Source organism: Azospirillum sp. UENF 312511, assembly GCF_058780635.1.
The window spans coordinates 154867-170479 of the sequence record NZ_JBSNCG010000002.1; the positions used below are offsets into that span (position 1 = coordinate 154867).

Annotated in this window: 16 protein-coding genes; 8 read left to right on the plus strand and 8 right to left on the minus strand. The window is 68.6% G+C overall.

What is annotated here, in order from left to right; genetic code table 11:
• Positions 1–10 precede the first annotated feature (10 nt).
• From sauS to ACWPN7_RS09115, 8 genes are all read right to left on the minus strand, one after another.
• Positions 11–1438 (minus strand): acylating sulfoacetaldehyde dehydrogenase, encoded by a 1428-nt coding sequence (gene sauS, locus ACWPN7_RS09080; protein WP_040137870.1) that lies wholly within the window; start codon positions 1436–1438, stop codon positions 11–13.
• A 44-nt stretch (positions 1439–1482) separates the two neighbouring features.
• The gene (locus ACWPN7_RS09085; RefSeq protein ID WP_014200218.1) at positions 1483–3036 is read right to left on the minus strand and encodes a tripartite tricarboxylate transporter permease; all 1554 of its coding nucleotides are present in this window, start codon (positions 3034–3036) and stop codon (positions 1483–1485) included.
• Positions 3037–3060: 24 nt separating this feature from the next.
• Positions 3061–3597 (minus strand): tripartite tricarboxylate transporter TctB family protein, encoded by a 537-nt coding sequence (locus ACWPN7_RS09090; RefSeq protein WP_040137872.1) that lies wholly within the window; start codon positions 3595–3597, stop codon positions 3061–3063.
• Between the two features lie 52 nt (positions 3598–3649).
• Positions 3650–4639 (minus strand): Bug family tripartite tricarboxylate transporter substrate binding protein, encoded by a 990-nt coding sequence (locus ACWPN7_RS09095; RefSeq protein ID WP_051658721.1) that lies wholly within the window; start codon positions 4637–4639, stop codon positions 3650–3652.
• Between the two features lie 32 nt (positions 4640–4671).
• A complete protein-coding gene (locus tag ACWPN7_RS09100) occupies positions 4672–5670 on the minus strand; it encodes a bifunctional enoyl-CoA hydratase/phosphate acetyltransferase (RefSeq protein ID WP_040137873.1) in 999 nt (332 codons plus the stop codon).
• Between the two features lie 14 nt (positions 5671–5684).
• Positions 5685–6557 carry an IclR family transcriptional regulator gene (locus tag ACWPN7_RS09105; RefSeq protein WP_459197537.1) on the minus strand — a complete coding sequence of 291 codons (873 nt, stop codon included), beginning with the start codon at positions 6555–6557 and terminating at the stop codon, positions 5685–5687.
• A gap of 210 nt (positions 6558–6767) precedes the next feature.
• Positions 6768–7595 (minus strand): IclR family transcriptional regulator, encoded by an 828-nt coding sequence (locus ACWPN7_RS09110; protein WP_014200213.1) that lies wholly within the window; start codon positions 7593–7595, stop codon positions 6768–6770.
• Between the two features lie 457 nt (positions 7596–8052).
• On the minus strand, positions 8053–8532 hold the full coding sequence (locus ACWPN7_RS09115) for an Lrp/AsnC family transcriptional regulator (RefSeq protein WP_456530758.1): 480 nt from the start codon (positions 8530–8532) through the stop codon (positions 8053–8055).
• A 193-nt stretch (positions 8533–8725) separates the two neighbouring features.
• Between ACWPN7_RS09115 and ACWPN7_RS09120 the strand changes: the two genes are divergently transcribed.
• The 8 genes from ACWPN7_RS09120 to ACWPN7_RS09155 all read left to right on the plus strand — a co-directional run bounded on the left by ACWPN7_RS09120 (position 8726) and on the right by ACWPN7_RS09155 (position 15605).
• The gene (locus tag ACWPN7_RS09120; protein ID WP_014200209.1) at positions 8726–9106 is read left to right on the plus strand and encodes a Rid family detoxifying hydrolase; all 381 of its coding nucleotides are present in this window, start codon (positions 8726–8728) and stop codon (positions 9104–9106) included.
• 7 nt (positions 9107–9113) lie between these two features.
• Positions 9114–10265 carry a PLP-dependent cysteine synthase family protein gene (locus ACWPN7_RS09125; protein ID WP_456530757.1) on the plus strand — a complete coding sequence of 384 codons (1152 nt, stop codon included), beginning with the start codon at positions 9114–9116 and terminating at the stop codon, positions 10263–10265.
• A 75-nt stretch (positions 10266–10340) separates the two neighbouring features.
• Complete coding sequence (locus ACWPN7_RS09130) at positions 10341–10850, plus strand: L-2-amino-thiazoline-4-carboxylic acid hydrolase (protein WP_040137875.1); 510 nt, start codon at positions 10341–10343, stop codon at positions 10848–10850.
• Positions 10851–10882: 32 nt separating this feature from the next.
• On the plus strand, positions 10883–12007 hold the full coding sequence (locus tag ACWPN7_RS09135; protein WP_456523040.1) for an ABC transporter substrate-binding protein: 1125 nt from the start codon (positions 10883–10885) through the stop codon (positions 12005–12007).
• A gap of 128 nt (positions 12008–12135) precedes the next feature.
• On the plus strand, positions 12136–13053 hold the full coding sequence (locus ACWPN7_RS09140) for a branched-chain amino acid ABC transporter permease (RefSeq protein ID WP_059399728.1): 918 nt from the start codon (positions 12136–12138) through the stop codon (positions 13051–13053).
• Between the two features lie 275 nt (positions 13054–13328).
• Positions 13329–14102 carry a branched-chain amino acid ABC transporter permease gene (locus ACWPN7_RS09145; RefSeq protein ID WP_492273280.1) on the plus strand — a complete coding sequence of 258 codons (774 nt, stop codon included), beginning with the start codon at positions 13329–13331 and terminating at the stop codon, positions 14100–14102.
• A gap of 8 nt (positions 14103–14110) precedes the next feature.
• Positions 14111–14878 carry an ABC transporter ATP-binding protein gene (locus ACWPN7_RS09150; protein ID WP_456525847.1) on the plus strand — a complete coding sequence of 256 codons (768 nt, stop codon included), beginning with the start codon at positions 14111–14113 and terminating at the stop codon, positions 14876–14878.
• Complete coding sequence (locus ACWPN7_RS09155) at positions 14868–15605, plus strand: ABC transporter ATP-binding protein (protein WP_051658724.1); 738 nt, start codon at positions 14868–14870, stop codon at positions 15603–15605. The genes ACWPN7_RS09150 and ACWPN7_RS09155 overlap by 11 nt, the downstream gene beginning before the upstream one ends.
• The last annotated feature ends 8 nt before the right edge of the window (positions 15606–15613 follow it).

Sequence of the window (15613 nt, forward strand, 5' to 3'; positions counted from 1 at the left end):
GTCGCCTCCGTCAGCGTCCGTGGCGGGACCAGAAGGGGCCGAACAGGGCCTCTTCGCTCGGCTTGTCCTCCGGGATCGGGCGGACGAGGTGGGTGATGTTGACGAAGTGCTTCCAGCTCAGGTTTTCGGAGATGGAGTTCTTCTGCCAGCTCCCGCAGCCCATGGAGAGGGTGAAGTTCAGCCCGCTGTCGAAGCCGCCGCCGTTGCCGAAGGTGTGGGCGAAGTTGACCAGCACGCGCACCACGTCCAGCTCGTCGGCCAGCCGTTTGGCGTGCGCCTCGTCCTTGGTGTGGATGCCGCAGGAATGGCCGCGCCCCTGGTGGTCGAGGATCCGGCGCACCTGATCGACCGCCGCGTCGAAGTCCGGCACCCGGTAGACCGCCAGCACCAGCGACAGCTTCTCGCCGGAGAAGGGATGCGCCTTGCCGACGCCCGTCTCCTCCACCAGGAAGAAGCGCGCCTCCCGCGCCTTGGGCGCCAGCTCGAACGCCTCGGCCAGGATGGCGGCGTCCTTGGCGATCAGCTTGCGGTTCAGCTTGCCGTTCTCCCACAGGCGGGACTGCACGCGCTCCCGCTCCTCCGCGGTGCAGAGGTAGGCGCCGGCCTCCTCCAGCGCCGCGATGGTCGCGTCGTAGACGGAGTCGAGGACGATCAGCGCGTTCTCCGACGAGCAGGAGGTGGAGTTGTCGAAGGTCTTGGAGGCGCAGATCTTGCGCGCCGCCTCGGCCAGATCGGCGCTTTCGTCCACGATGACCGGGACGTTGCCGGCCCCGACGCCGATGGACGGGGTGCCGCTGGAATAGGCGCGGCGCACGTTGTCCTGCGAGCCGGTGACGACGACGAGGTCCACCGCCTCCATCAGCGCCTGGGTCAGGCCCTTGGTGATGGGGGTGGGGATCATCTGCACCAGATCCTCCGGCGCGCCGATGCGCGCCAGTTCGGCCCGCATCAGCTCGACCGTGCGGCCGGTGGCGGCGGAGCCCATGGGGGAGGGGGCGATGATGATGGCGTTGCGGCCCTTGACGGCCATCATCGCCTTGTTGACCGGCGTGGCCGCCGGGTTGGTGGAGGGGGTGACGGCGCCGACGACGCCCAGCGGCTTGGCGATCTTGACGATGCCCTTGGCGGTGTCCTCCTCGATCACGCCGACGGTGCGCACCCGCATCAGGTCGCGCAGCGTGCCGAAGGTTTTGCGCTGGTTCTTGACGATCTTGTCCGCGACGTTGCCGAGGCCGGTGTCGGCCACCGCCAGTTCCGCCAGGGCGCGGGCGCGGCCCGGCTCGTAGATGGCCCAGGCGAGGGCGGCGACGGCGTCGTCCACCCGCTCCTGCGTCGCGTCGGCGAAGGCGCGCTGGGCGGTGCGGGCGCGGGCGACGAGGGCGGCGATGGCCTCCTGGTCGGCGCTGGCCGGCGTTCGGTCGAGCATGATGTTGTCCATTTGCTTGTCTCTCTCCCTGAAGGTTCGTTCGTTGGTTCGGACGGTCAGGCTTTGAGCACCCGGTGCGGAGGCTCCTTCGGGGCCGGATCGCCGTGGGTGGGATCGTTGGGAGGACGGCGGAGCAGGGGCTTCACCACCGGCCACATCGACCAGGCGAGGAAGATCGCGGACAGCGCCAGGATCGTGCCGCTGATCGGGCGGGTGAAGAACACCGCCATGTTGCCTTCGTAGTTGGCGAGCGAGGTGAGGAAGTAGCGCTCGCACAGCGGCCCCAGGATCACGCCCACCACCAACGGGGCCGGCGGGAAGTTGGTGCGCTTCATGAAGTAGCCGACGACGCCGAAGGCGAGGCAGACATAGACGTCGAAGAGGTTGTTGCGCACGCCGTAGGCGCCGACGACGCTGAGCACGATGATGAAGGCGCCGAGGATGGCCGGCGGCACGCGCATCAGCGTCGAGAAGACCCGCGCCACGCCCATCGCCGCGACGATCATCAGCAGATTGGCGATCAGCATGCTGGCGAAGATCGTGTAGACCAGCGTGGTGTTCGAGGTGAAGAGGAGCGGGCCGGGGTTCAGCCCGTGGATCAGCATGGCGGCCAGCATGATCGCCGTGGCGGCGCTGCCGGGGATGCCCAGCGTCAGCAACGGGATCATGGCGGTGCCGGTGGTGGCGTTCTTGGCCGCCTCCGGGGCCGCCAGCCCTTCCTCCATCCCGGTGCCGAAGCGGTCGCCCTTGCCGCAGGCCTGCTTCTCCACGCTGTAGGCGATGACCGCTCCCACCGTGGCCCCGGCGCCGGGGATGACGCCGATGGTGCAGCCGACGCCGGTGCCGCGCAGCACGGAGGACTTCACCCGCCACAGGTCGGACAGGCCGACCTGCTTGCCGGGCTTGGTGGCGACGGAGCGGGCGCCGCCGGCCCGCTTGCAGATCAGGTCCACGACCTCGCCGATGGCGAAGAGGCCGATCATCACGACGGTGAAGTTGATGCCGCTCTCCAGGTCGGGGACGCCCAGCGTCAGCCGGGGCATGCCGTACATCGGATCGACGCCGACCGTCCCGATGAGCAGGCCGAGGAACATCGAGAGCGCGCTCATCAGCGGGGCGTCCTTGGCGATGGCGATGACGCTGACGAGGCCCAGGATGGTGGCGGCGAAGAATTCCGGTTGGTCGAACTTCAGCGCGAAGCTGGCGAAGGGCGGGGCGCCGAAGGTCAGCAGCAACGCGCTGACCAGCCCGCCGAAGGCCGACGCGGTGATGGCGATGCTCAAGGCCCGCGAGGACAGGCCCTTGCGCGTCATCGGGTAGCCGTCCCAGCAACTCGGCAGCGAGGCCGGCGTGCCGGGGATGTTGATGAGGATCGAGGAGATCGAGCCGCCGAACACGCCACCCACATAGATGCCGCCGAGGAAGGACATCGCCGTGACCGGCGGCAGCAGGTAGGTGAAGGGCAGGGCGATGGCCATGGCGTTGACGAAGGAGATGCCCGGCAAAGCGCCGGCCACCACCCCGAGCATCAGGCCCGAGACGAGGAAGACGAAGTTGTACGGATCGAGGGCGCCGGCGAAGCCACCGGCCAGATTGGCGAGGATATCCATGGGACGATCCCTCCGGTGGCCGGCTCAGTAGATGCCGAGCAGGCGGTAGAGCGCGACGGTGAAGCCGTCGAAGACGCCTTGGCCGCGGTTCAGCGGCATCTGGGCGAGCAGGACGAAGATGTAGAGGAGCGCCACGCAGCCGATGCCGGTGACCAGCGCCAGCGTCAGCGGGCGCCGGATGCCGCCGATCAGGCACCACAGGGCGACGAAGGCCGCGGTGGCGATGGGAAAGCCGAGCTGCGGCAGGGCGATGCCGTAGAGGACGACCAGCCCCAGCCCGATCATGGCCCGGCCATAGGCGTAGCCTTCGTATTCCTCATCAATCGGTTTCTGCTGGTGGACCGCGCGCCGCAGCGCCAGGAGTTCCTTGGCGATCCAGATCAGGGCGCACAGCCCGACCGCGCCCAGCATCAGCCGGGGCCATCCCGTCGGTCCCACCGGGTCCGGCAGGCCGGCGATCATGGTGCTGTCGCGCACGATGTGTTGCGAGAGAAGAAGCGACCCGAAGAGCAGGGCCGCGGGTGTCGCCAGCCGGCGAAGACCGTGGGACAGGGGAGTCACGGTTCCCTCCCTGAGGAGCGATGAAACGGGTGAGGCGGAATTGGAAGCGGACTCAGCCCGGTGTCTGGCCGACGGTCTTGGTCGCGAAGCGGTCCAGATAGCCCTTCACAGTTTCATAAAAGGCCTTGACCTCCTCCTTGGCTTGGTCCGGCGTTACCAGCGTGTCGACGCAGGTGAAGGTGTCGGCGCAGAAGGTCTTCCATTCCGGGCTCGCCAGCACCTTCGCGGCGGCCTCGTGCAGCTTCTGCACGCGCTCCGGCGGCGTGCTGGCGGGCACGGCCAGCGTGCGGAAGTTGGGCAGGTCGCCGATGTCCAGCCCCAGCTCCGCCGAGGCGGGCACGTCGGGGAAGGAGGGATGGCGCTGCTTGTCGAACACGACGATGGGCCTCAGGTCGCCGGACTTCAGGAACTGGGCGACGTCGCCCGGTTCCTCGTAGATCGCGTCGGTGTGGCCGCCGATGGGCGAGGCGTAGCGCTCCGACGGGCGGGCGAAGGGGACGTTGGTCACCGGCACGCCCTGGCTTCCCAGATACTTCAGCGTGATGTCGTCCTGCGTGCCGTAGCCGGAGGTGGCGACGCGCAGCTTGCCGGGGTTGGCCTTGGCGTGGGCGGCGAAGTCCTCGTAGGTTTTGAAGGGGCTGTTCTTCGAGACGTAGAGCATCGACGGCGAGTTCTGCATCATCGCCACATAGACGAAATTGTCCGGCTTCGCCGTGCCCAGGCCCGACGCCCAGGAGGAGACGGACAGCGCGATCAGCGTGCCGACCGTGTAGCCGTCGGCCGGGTTGGTCAGGACCCGCGTCAGGCCAGCGTTGCCCGACGCCCCGGACACGTTGACGACGGGCATGGCGACGTGGAGATGGGGTTCGGCGAGGCGGGCGAACTGGCGCGCCATCAGGTCGGCGCCGCCGCCGGCCCCGAAGGTCGCGATGACCTCGATGGGGCGCGACGGGTAATCGTCGGCGCGCGCGGGGGCGGATGACAGGACGGGTGTCAGCAGCGCGGCCACCGCCGCGGTGAGCGTCAAGGCGTTGCGGAGCATTTGCATTCCCTCCCAGGATTTATTTTTGAGCGTCAGGCGTGCAGGCTGGGGGCGGCGCCTCCCTTGTTGGCTGCGGTGGTGGGGTAGGGCGCGCCCGGCGTGGCGGAGCGGCGCCCGGCGACGATCTGGGCGATGGCGGCGGCGGCGATGCGGGCCGCCGGCGGGTCGGCGCGCGAGGTGAGAACGATCGGCACCGCAGCACCCAGCACGATTCCCGCGGCGACCGCGTCCAGGAAATGCACCAGCGCCTTGAACAGGGCGTTGCCGGTCTCGATGTTCGGCACCACCAGGATGTCGGCGGCCCCGGCGCAGGGGTGGGACAGGTTTTTGATCCGCGCCGCCTCGGCCGACACCGCGAGGTCGAGCGCCAGCGGCCCGAACACCGTCGCGCCCGGCACCTCCTGCTGGCACAGGCGGGTCAGCCGGTCGGCGTCCATGCTGGAGGGCACGCGTTCGGTCACCTCCTCGGTGCAGGACAGCAGGGCCACGCGCGGGTCGCTGCCGCCGACCAGCCGCCACAGCTCCACGGCGTTGCGGATGATGTCCAGCCGGGTGTTCAGCGACGGCGCCACGTTGATCGCCGCATCGGTGATGACCAGCTCGCGGCCCGAACCGGGCAGCGTCATGTGGAAGGCGTGGGTGAAGCGGCGCCCGGTGCGCAACCCGTTCTTCGGGTCGAGGGCCGCGAGCATCAGCGTGTCGGTGTGGATGTGCCCCTTCATCAGCGCGCCGACGTCGCCGGAACGGGCGAGCGCCACCGCGATCCGCGCCGCCGCCGCGTCGTCGCGCGCCGGAACCACGCAGGCGCCGTGGAGCGTCCAGCCGATGCTGCGGGCGCTGTCGGCGATGGCCGCCGGATCGCCGACCAGCACCGGCTCGATGAGGCCGAGGGTGGCGGCGCGCCGCGCGCTTTCCAGCGCGACCGGCGACCCTGCGGCGACCACCGCCGTGGGAACCGGCTCCAGGGCGGCGCTGCGCGCCATCAGCCGGGCCGGGCATCCGGCGGCGGTCGTCTCAAGCGTCCTTGCCATGGCGTCCGTCTTCCTTAAGGTGAGAGGGCCGGCTCGGCCGGGGCGGCGTCGATGCCCAGCGCGTGGGCCATGTCGCTTGCGGCGCGGTGCAGGACCGGCAGCCGGTCGGCCACCGATTCCCGCGACAGCCGGACCTTCGGCGCCTGCACCGCCAGGGCGGCGACCATCCGTCCCGCGCCGTCGCGGATCGGCACCGCCGCGCAGAAGACGCCCGGCATGTATTCCTCGTCGTCGAAGGAATGGCCGCAGGCGGCGATGCTGTCCAATTCCGCGCGGAACAGCGCCGGGTCGCACAGCGTCGCCGCCGCCATCCGGGGCAGCGGCAGGCAATCCAGCAGGCGCCGCCGCGGCAGTTCCGGCAGGAAGGCGAGGAACAGCTTGCCCATCGCCGTGCAGTGCAGCGGCACCCGCGACCCGACGCCGAATTCCAGGCGCAGCGGCCAGCCTTCCACCTCGACGCGGTCGAGATAGACGACGTCGCCGCCCTCCAGCACGCCGATGTTGCAGGTTTCCCCCAACTCCAAGCTGAGCGCCCGCAGCCGGGCGTGCGACGGCGCCTGGGCCAGGGAGCTGCGCAGCGTGTTGAGCGCCAGGGTGCGGAGTTTCGGGCCGACGGTCACCAGCCGGCCGTCGATCGGACGGGCGAGGAAGCCGCGTTCCTCCAGCATGGCGATCAGCCGGTGCGCGGTCGGCTTCGGCAGGGCCAGCTTCTCCGCGATGTCCTTGACGGCCATCGGCTGTCCCGCCCCGGCCACCGCGTCCAGCAACGCCAGGACGCGGTCGGCGAGCGGCCGGCGGTCACCGGAGTTGTTATCGGCAGCGTCCTCGATTGTCGGTTCGCGGGCCTCCTGCAACGGAGCGGAGCCCAAGGCGATCTTCCGCGTCATCGTTCCTCCCCGTGACTGGAAGCGTATCGCTCGGCCTCTTGGTCTCATTCAGCGATACGATTTGTATCATTAACTCACAGGACCCTGGGTCGCGCAAGCCCAAAAAGTTCGTGTACCCAATTATCCATGCATACGGGGGCATGCCCTGCCGGCATCCCGCGGCTTGGGCAATGAAACGTCCGGTTTTGAAGAACGATGGGGGGAGGAAGGCTATCCGAACTGCGCGGACAGGGCCTCGGCGCCGCGGCGGAGGATGGGCAGGACCTGTTCGACGCGGTCGTGCGACAGCCGGACCTTCGGGGCCTGCACGGCAATGGCCGCCACCGTCCGGCCCGTGGAGGACAGGATCGGCACCGCCACGCAGAACACGCCCACCACATACTCTTCGTCGTCGAGCGAGTAGCCGCGCGCGGCGATGCGCTCCAGCTCGGCGGCCAGCGCGTCCGGATCGGTGAGGGTGTGGGCGGTCTGCGCGGAGAAGGGGCCGGAAGCCAGCAGGCGGCTCCGCATGCCGTCCGGCAGGGTGGCGAGGAACAGCTTGCCCATGGCCGTGCAGTGCATCGGTACCCGCGATCCGACGCCGAACTGGAGCCGCAGGGGCCAGTGCTCGACCTCCACGCGGTCGAGATAGACGACGTCGCCGCCGTCGAGGACGCCGACATTGCAGGTTTCCCCCAGCTCGGCGCTGACCGCGCGCAGAACGGATCGGACCGGTGCGCGGGACAGCGAGGCCCGCAGGATACCGACCGCCAGCCGAGCCGCCTCGACGCCGATGATGACGTCGCGCGTTTCCAGATCCCGCGCCAGAAGCCCCTTCTCGATCAGGCTGTTGACGAGGCGGTGGGCGGTCGGTTTGGGCAGGCCGAGCGTCGTCCCGATGGTCTTGACGGCCAGCGGGCCGGAGGCCGACGCGACCAGTTCCAGGATCGCGAAGGTCCGGTCGGTGGCGGCGGCCTTCGGCTTGGCCGCGTCGTCGGGGACGTTGGCGGTGGCGGTGGCGGTGGCGGCGTCGGGAGTCGGCGTGCTGCGCGTTTTCAAGGTTCGCCTGCCCTGGCGGTTTCAGCGTCTCATTGAGTGAGACGTTACGCATATAGACCGGCCGCTTTGCGCAGGCAATAGGCAACGGGGGCTGGGCCTGGACGATTGCATTTGAAGTCCCCTCTCCCCCCTGGGGAGAGGGTTAGGGTGAGGGGGTTGCGCTTTTGCCGGACGTGCCGCCAAGCACATCCCCCTCACCAGCCCTCCGGGCCACCCTCTCCCCAGGGGGAGAGAGTTATAGAGGCCAAACGCCCGATCCATTCGCACACCGGCAGCCACGAGAAATGAATTTTCTATGAGATGCTTTTAACGTGGAAATTTTTTCTACATAGAAGCGCCTTCTCAGCCAAAAAAGTAAAAAATTCTCATATGAACCATGCGATATTGAGAATCACTACAGGGGCTTCGCGAAAATTGCCGAAGCGTGAGTCTAAAAAGAAAACCAACAAGTAAAATCCTAGCTGGTCTGGGTTTTTACGTAAGAAAGAGGGACTTCCGTTGTCGACTTCATTTCCTCCATGGCGAACATTGACGAGACATCCTGAAGCTCGATGCGCTCGATGAGCTTTCGGTAGAAGGAGTCGTAGGCCTTGATGTCCGGAATGACCACCCGCAGAAGATAGTCGATTTCGCCGCTCAGGCGGTAGAGATCGACAACCTCCGGTATGTCGGCCACCACGCGACGGAACTCCTCCAGCCATTCCGCCGAGTGTTTGCTGGTTCGGACGGCCACGAAGACGGTCACGTCGACGTTCAGCTTGGCCCGGTCCAGCAAGGCCACGCGGCGGCGGACATAGCCTTCCTGTTCAAGGCGTTGCACGCGGCGCCAGCAGGGGGTGGCGGACAGGCCGACCTGCTTGCCGAGGTCGGCGAGCGACAGGGTCGCGTCGGCCTGAAGGGCGGCCAGGATCTTCCGGTCGGTGGCGTCGATGGTCATCGGGGTTGCTCGGGGCCTTCGCGGTTGGGACGGATGATTTTGCTCGTTTGGCCCGCCAGGAGAAAAGCTTTTTCGTTTTGAGGATTTCGCATGCACCCGCATGCCGCCATCGCGGGCAGACCGCCCGGCCTTTGAGCAGGCCAGCCTTTGAGCAGGCGGCCGCCACCACAGGGCCAGAACAGGAAAGATCAGGATGATGACCGACACCATCGCCACGGACAAAGCCCCGGCCGCCATCGGCCCCTACGCCCAGGCCCGCGTCGCCGGGGGGCTGCTGTTCGTCTCCGGCCAGCTGCCGATCGACCCGGCCACCGGGGCCTTCGCCGGCCCGGACGCGCCCACCCAGGCGGCGCGCAGCCTGACCAACATCGCGGCGATCGCCGAGGCCGCCGGAACCAGCCTGGCGAAGGCGGTGAAGATGACCGTCTACGTGACCGACCTCACCCAATTCAAGGCGGTGAACGAGGTCTATGCCGGCTTCTTCCAGGCGCCGTTCCCCGCCCGCTCGACCGTCGAGGTGTCCGCGCTGCCGCTCGGCGCGTCGGTCGAGATCGACGCCGTCATCGCGCTTTGAGGGTGACATGACCGCTTCCGCGCAGACCGTGCCGTTTTCTCCCGGTGCCGGTTCGATCCGTCAGCCGTTCCGCCTCGACTACACCCCGCTGCCCGAGGCCACCGGCCGCGACTGGACCCGGCGCGCGATCGAGCTGCTGGAGACCGAGGCGGCGCGGTCGCCCGACACGCCGCTGCTGAAGCTCGACGTTCCGGAACTGTCCGGGATCGACGTCTATCTGAAGGACGAGTCGACCCACCCCACCGGCAGCCTGAAGCACCGCGTCGCGCGGTCGCTGCTGCTGTTCGCCATCTGCAACGGGCGGATCGGCGAGGGCACCCCGGTGATTGAGGCGTCGTCGGGCTCCACCGCGGTGTCGGAAGCCTATTTCGCCCGGCTGCTCGGCCTGCCCTTTCACGCGGTGATGCCGCGCGGCACCTCGGACGAGAAGGTCGCCGCCATCGAACTGCACGGCGGGCGCTGCCACTTCGTCGACTCCTCCAAGGCGATCTATGCCGAGGCGGCGGCGCTGGCGGTGCGGCTGGGCGGCGTCTATCTCGACCAGTTCACCTACGCCGAGCGGGCGACCGACTGGCGCACCGACAACATCGCCCAGTCGATCTTCGGCCAGATGCGCAGCGAGCGCCACCCGGTGCCCGACTGGATCGTGATGAGCGCCGGCACCGGCGGCACCGCCGCCACCATCGGGCGCCACATCCGCTACCGCCATCTGCCGACCCGGCTGTGCGTTCCCGACGCCGAGCATTCGGTCTTCTACGAAAGCTTCGTCAACCGCGACGCCGCGCTGACCTGCGAGCGCGGGTCGCGCATCGAGGGCATCGGGCGGCCCCGCGTCGAGCCGTCCTTCATCCCCGAAGTCGTCGACCAGATGATCAAGGTGCCCGACGTGGCCTCGCTGGCGGCGATGCGGGTGCTGTCGCGGCGGCTTGGCCGGATGGTCGGCGGGTCCACCGGGACCAACTTCTTCGGGCTGTGCTGGATCGCTGGACGGATGCGCGACGCCGGGCGGGCCGGCTCGCTGGTCACGCTGATCTGCGATTCCGGCGAGCGCTACCGCAACACCTACCACGACGACGCCTGGATGGGGCGGGCCGGTTTCGACACCGCCGCCGACGAGGCACGGATCGAAGCCTTCCTTCAGGGCGGCCCGTCCCTCTGACGCAAGAACAAGCGCTTTCAAAAAACAAAAATCGCCACCGCAAGACACTTGGCAAAAAAACAGGAGCATTCACCGATGGACGAGTTTCGCACACTTCTGCGCAACGCGATGAAGAGCCGCGCGATGGTCTATGAGGCGGCCTTCGACGAGATGCGCAAGGAGATCGGCGAGGAGAAGGCCCGGGAGATCATGGCGCGCACCATCTATCGCCGGGGTGCGGCCATCGCCCACAATTTCGCGCCCCACGCCCCGGCCGATCTGGCCGGCCTGCGGGACTCCTTCCTGAAGTTCATCCCCGACGCCGAGGCCCAGTTCGGGCCGGAGGTCGTGCGCTGCACCGACGAGGTGCTGGAGATCCGCTTCCACACCTGTCCGCTGAAGGAAGCTTGGCTCGAAGCCAACCTGCCGGCGCAGACGGTTGAGACGCTTTGCGAACTCGCCGGCGCGGTCGACAAGGGCACCTTCGAGACCGCCGGCTTTGAGATCGAGGTCGACACCTGGAAGCCGGGCCGCAGCACCTGCTGCCACCTGACGATCACGCCGGGCGCCGCCGCGCCCGTCGCTGATCCGGCCGCCGCGAACTGACCGTCCAGCCTCGCCGACAGGGGAACCGAATCATGAGGAAGAACGCCATTCTCGGCGCCGTTCTGGGCGCCATGCTGGCCACCGGCACCGCCGTCCAGGCCGCCGACCGCGAGATCGTCATCGGCTATCAGGCGCCGCTCAGCGGCGACCGCAGCCAGTATGGCGAGATGTTCCGCAACGCCGCCCAGATCAAGCTGGAGGAGTTCAACGCCTCGGGCAAGCTGGCCGGCGCCAAGGTCGCCATCACCTTCGAGGACAGCAAGGACGATCCCAAGGAGGCGCGCAACATCGCGCACAAGTTCCTCGACAACTCCAAGGTCGTCGGGGTGATCGGCGACTTCTCATCCACCGTGTCGATGGCGGCGGGTGAGATCTACGCGGCGGAGAAGATGCCGCAGCTCTCCCAGACCGCCTCGCACCCGGATTTCACCAAGCTCAGCCCCTGGCAATTCCGCAACATCACCACCCAGGCCTTCGAAGGCCCGTACAACGCCGACTGGATCATCGCGGCGGGCAAGAAGACGGCGGCGGTGATCTACATCCAGAACGACTGGGGCATCTCGGCGCTCGACGGCTTCGTCAGCGGCTTCAAGGCCAAGGGCGGCAAGATCACCGCCACCGAGGCGTTCAACCCCGGCAACCGCGATTTCCGCTCCATCCTGACCAAGGTCGCCCGGCAGAAGCCCGACGTGATCTACCTCGCGATGTTCTACGAGGAGGGGGCCGCCTTCGCCCAGCAGCGCGAGCAGCTCGGCATCAAGATCCCGCTCTACGGCACCAGCTCCCTCTACTCGCCCAAGCTGATCGAGCTGGGGCGTGAATCGGTGGAGGGGCTGCATCTCGCCACGACCTTCACGCCCGACAACCCCGACCCGGCGGTGCAGACCTTCGTGAAGGAGTACGCCGCGCGCTTCAAGTCGGAGCCCGGCATGTTCGCCGCCCAAGCCTACGACGCGGTCGGCATCATGCTGGACGCCGTCGCCAAGGCCGGACCGTCGGTGACCCGCGAGAGCCTGCGCGACGCGCTGGCCGCCACCACCAACTATCCCGGCGTGACCGGCGCCACCAGCTTCGACCCCGTCACCCGCGAGCCGGCGAAGGCGCTGGCGAAGATGATGGTGAAGGACGGCCGCTTCCAGGTCGTGACCGGCCCCTGACCGGTACCGTCTAAGGACGCCCCAGGGACGCCCCAGGGCTTTCCACACGATCCGCTTTTCGGGACACACGCCGTGGTGCGCGCTCCGCCGGGACCGGCGGGCGCGCTCCCCGAAGCCTGGAGCACGCCATGGTCTTCGATGTCTTCTTCCTTCAGCAGGTCATCAACGGCCTGTCCATCGGGTGCGTCTACGCCCTGATGGCGATCGGCTTCACGCTGATCTTCGGCGTCCTGAACGTCGTCAACTTCGCCCACGGCGAGGTCTACACCATCGGCGCCTTCGTCGGGCTGATGGTCATCACCGCGATGGCCCCGCCGCTGCTGGCGGTGGTGCCGCTGGTTCTGGCGGTGGGCGCGGTGTCCGGCGTCGGGCTGGAGCGCATCGCCTTCCGCCCCTTCCGCCGCTTCACCGACGAGGCCAGCCAGAAGTCCCGCGCCATGCGCGAGGCGACGCTGCTCTCCTCGCTCGCCGTGTCGATCGTGACGCGCGAGATCATGATGCACATCTTCGGCGGCGACATGCAGGGCATCCCGTCCGGCTACCTGCTGCAGCAGCCGGTCGCCATCGGGCCGGTCATGGTCGCCAGCGGCAGTCTGGTCATCTTCGCCACCTCCGCCGTCATGCTGGGCGCGCTGCAGTTCCTGCTCTACCGCACCCAGACCGGACTCGGCATCCGTGCGGTGTCCAACAACCAGCTCGGCGCCCGCTACGTCGGCATCAACACCGACCGCACCATCGTCACCACCTTCGCGGTCGGCTCGATGCTGGGCGCCACGGCGGGAATCCTGGTCGGCCTCTACGACGGCGCCATCTCGCCGCACATGGGCTTCGCGCCGGGCGTCAAGGCCTTCGTCGCCATGGTGATGGGCGGCCTGTCGAGCATCCCGGGGGCGGTCGCCTGCGCCCTGCTGCTCGGCGTGTCGGAGAGCATCGCGACCGAGTTCCTGTCGAGCGGCTGGAAGGACCTGATCACCTACAGCCTTCTGGTCATCACGCTGGTCTTCTTCCCGCAAGGATTGTTCGGACATGGACGTGAACGTGCCTGACGCCCGGCTGATGCCGGCCACCCTCGCGCCGCCCGCCGCGTTTTCCGGGCGAGGCCGGCGGTTCGCCTGGACCCTCCTTCTGCTGGCGGTCGCCTTCGGCGCCGTGCCCGCCGCGATCGTCGGCACCGGGTCCAGCTACCTCGCCCAGATCGCCATCACGACGATGATCTTCGTGATCCTGTCGGCCAGCCTGAACCATGTGACGGGCACCGCCGGGCTGCTCGTCGATCGGCCACGCCGCCTTCTACGGCATCGGCGCCTACGCGGCGGCCCTGCTGTCCACGAAGCTCGGCCTGCCCTTCATCGTCACGCTGCCGGCGGCGGGGCTGATCGCCGCGTTGTTCGGCTTCCTGGTGGCGCTGCCGACCATGCGGCTGGTCAGCATCTACTTCGCCGTCGCCACGCTCGGCATCGGCGAGATGATCTACGTGGTCCTGCTGAACTGGGTGGACGTGACCCGCGGCCCGATGGGCATCCGCGGCATCCCGCCGATCTCGCTGTTCGGCTGGCAGGCCGACACGCTGCTCAGCCGCTATCTGGCGGTCGCGGTCATCGCCGTCGCCTGCGTCTGGGTGCTGCACCGGCTGACCCACTCCTACTACGGCAACGCGCTGCGGGCCCTCCGCGAGGACGACCAGTGCGCCGACAGCATGGGCATCAACGTGGAGCGGCTGAAGATCGAGTCCTTCGTCGTCGCCACCTTCTTCGCCGGCATCGCCGGGGCGCTGCTCGCCCACACCTCCGCCTACATCGCGCCGGACAACTTCCGCTTCATGGAATCGATCCTGATCCTGGCGATGGTGGTGGTCGGCGGGCTGGGCAGCCTTCCCGGCGCCGTCGTCGGCGCCCTGTTCATGATCGTTCTGCCGGAGGCGCTGCGCGACATCGGCGATTACCGCATGATCGCCGTCGGGGCGACCATGTTCCTGTCCATCCTGCTGCTGCCCAAGGGCATGCTGGCCGAAGGCACCGCGCTGGGCTTCGTCCGCCGCTCCTTCTCCCGCGGCTGGGCCACCATCGCCGGCGGCACGCCCGTCGGCTGGAAGTGAGGCGGATCATGAGCAACACGCTTCTCTCCATCCAGGGGCTGACCCGGCGCTTCGGCGGTCTGCTGGCGGTCAGCGACGTCAGCGCCACCATCGCCAAGGGCGAGCTGGTCGGGCTGATCGGCCCCAACGGCGCCGGCAAGACCACCCTGTTCAACCTGATCACCGGTTTCACCCCGCCGTCGGACGGCACGGTGACCTTCGATGGGCAGGACGTCACGGGGCGCAAGCCCTGGCAGATCGCCCGCATGGGCATGGGCCGCACCTTCCAGAACCTGCGCGTCTTCCCCAACATGACGGTGTTCGACAACGTGTCCGTCGGGGCGGTCGGCGCCTTCGGCCAGTCGCCCTGGCGGGCGCTGGTCAACGGCCGCGCCCACAGCCGCGCGGTCAGCGAGCGCAGCTGGGAGGCGCTGGAGCGCGTCGGCCTGACCGCCCAGGCCGGGGACATCGCCGCCAACCTGTCCTACGGCAAGCGCAAGTATCTGGAGATCGCCCGCGCCCTGGCTACCGCGCCCCGGCTGCTGATCCTCGACGAGCCGGCGGCCGGCCTGAACGACACCGAGACGGCGGAGCTGGCCGACTTCATCCGCCGCCTGCACGCCGGCGGCGTCACCGTTCTGCTGGTGGAGCACGACATGGGGCTGGTGATGGGAAGCTGCAGCCGGGTCATCGTCCTGGCGTCCGGCCGCAAGATCGCCGACGGCACGCCGGAGGCGGTGCAGCGCGATCCCGCCGTCCTCGAAGCCTATCTGGGAGTGGAAGACGATGCCGCTTGACGCCGCACACGCCATCGCCACCCGCCGCATCCTTGAAGTCCGCGACCTGACGGTGCGCATGGGGCCGCAGGAGATCCTGCGCGGCGTCTCGCTCGACGTGGCGGAGGGGGCCATCGTCGCCGTGCTGGGCGCCAACGGCGTCGGCAAGACCACGCTGATGCGCGCGCTGTCGGGCATCTACCGCACCACGGGCGGCGCCACCGTCTTCGACGGCGAGGATATGACCGACAGCCCCAGCCACGAGGTGGTGCGCCGCGGCCTCGCCCAGGCGCCGGAGGGGCGGCAGATCTTCGGCACCATGACGGTGCGGGAGAACCTTCTGCTCGGCGGGCGGACGCTGCGCCACGACCGCGCCGCCCGCATGGAACGGATGCTGGAGCTGTTCCCCCGCCTGCGCGAGCGGCTGACCCAGAAGGCGGGATCGCTGTCGGGCGGCGAGCAGCAGATGCTGTGCATCGCCCGCGCCCTGATGTCGAAGCCCCGCCTGCTACTGCTCGACGAGCCGTCGCTCGGCCTCGCGCCGATGGTGGTGAAGCAGATTTTCGACCTGCTGGTCCAGATCCGCGGCGAGGGCACCTCGATCCTGCTGGTGGAGCAGAACGCCCGCGCCGCGCTGCGTGTCGCCGATCACGCCTATGTCATGGAGGCGGGAAGGGTGACACTCTCGGGCAGCGCCGCCGATCTGGCCGCCGACCCGCGCGTGCGGGCGGCCTATCTCGGCGGCTGACGGAAAAA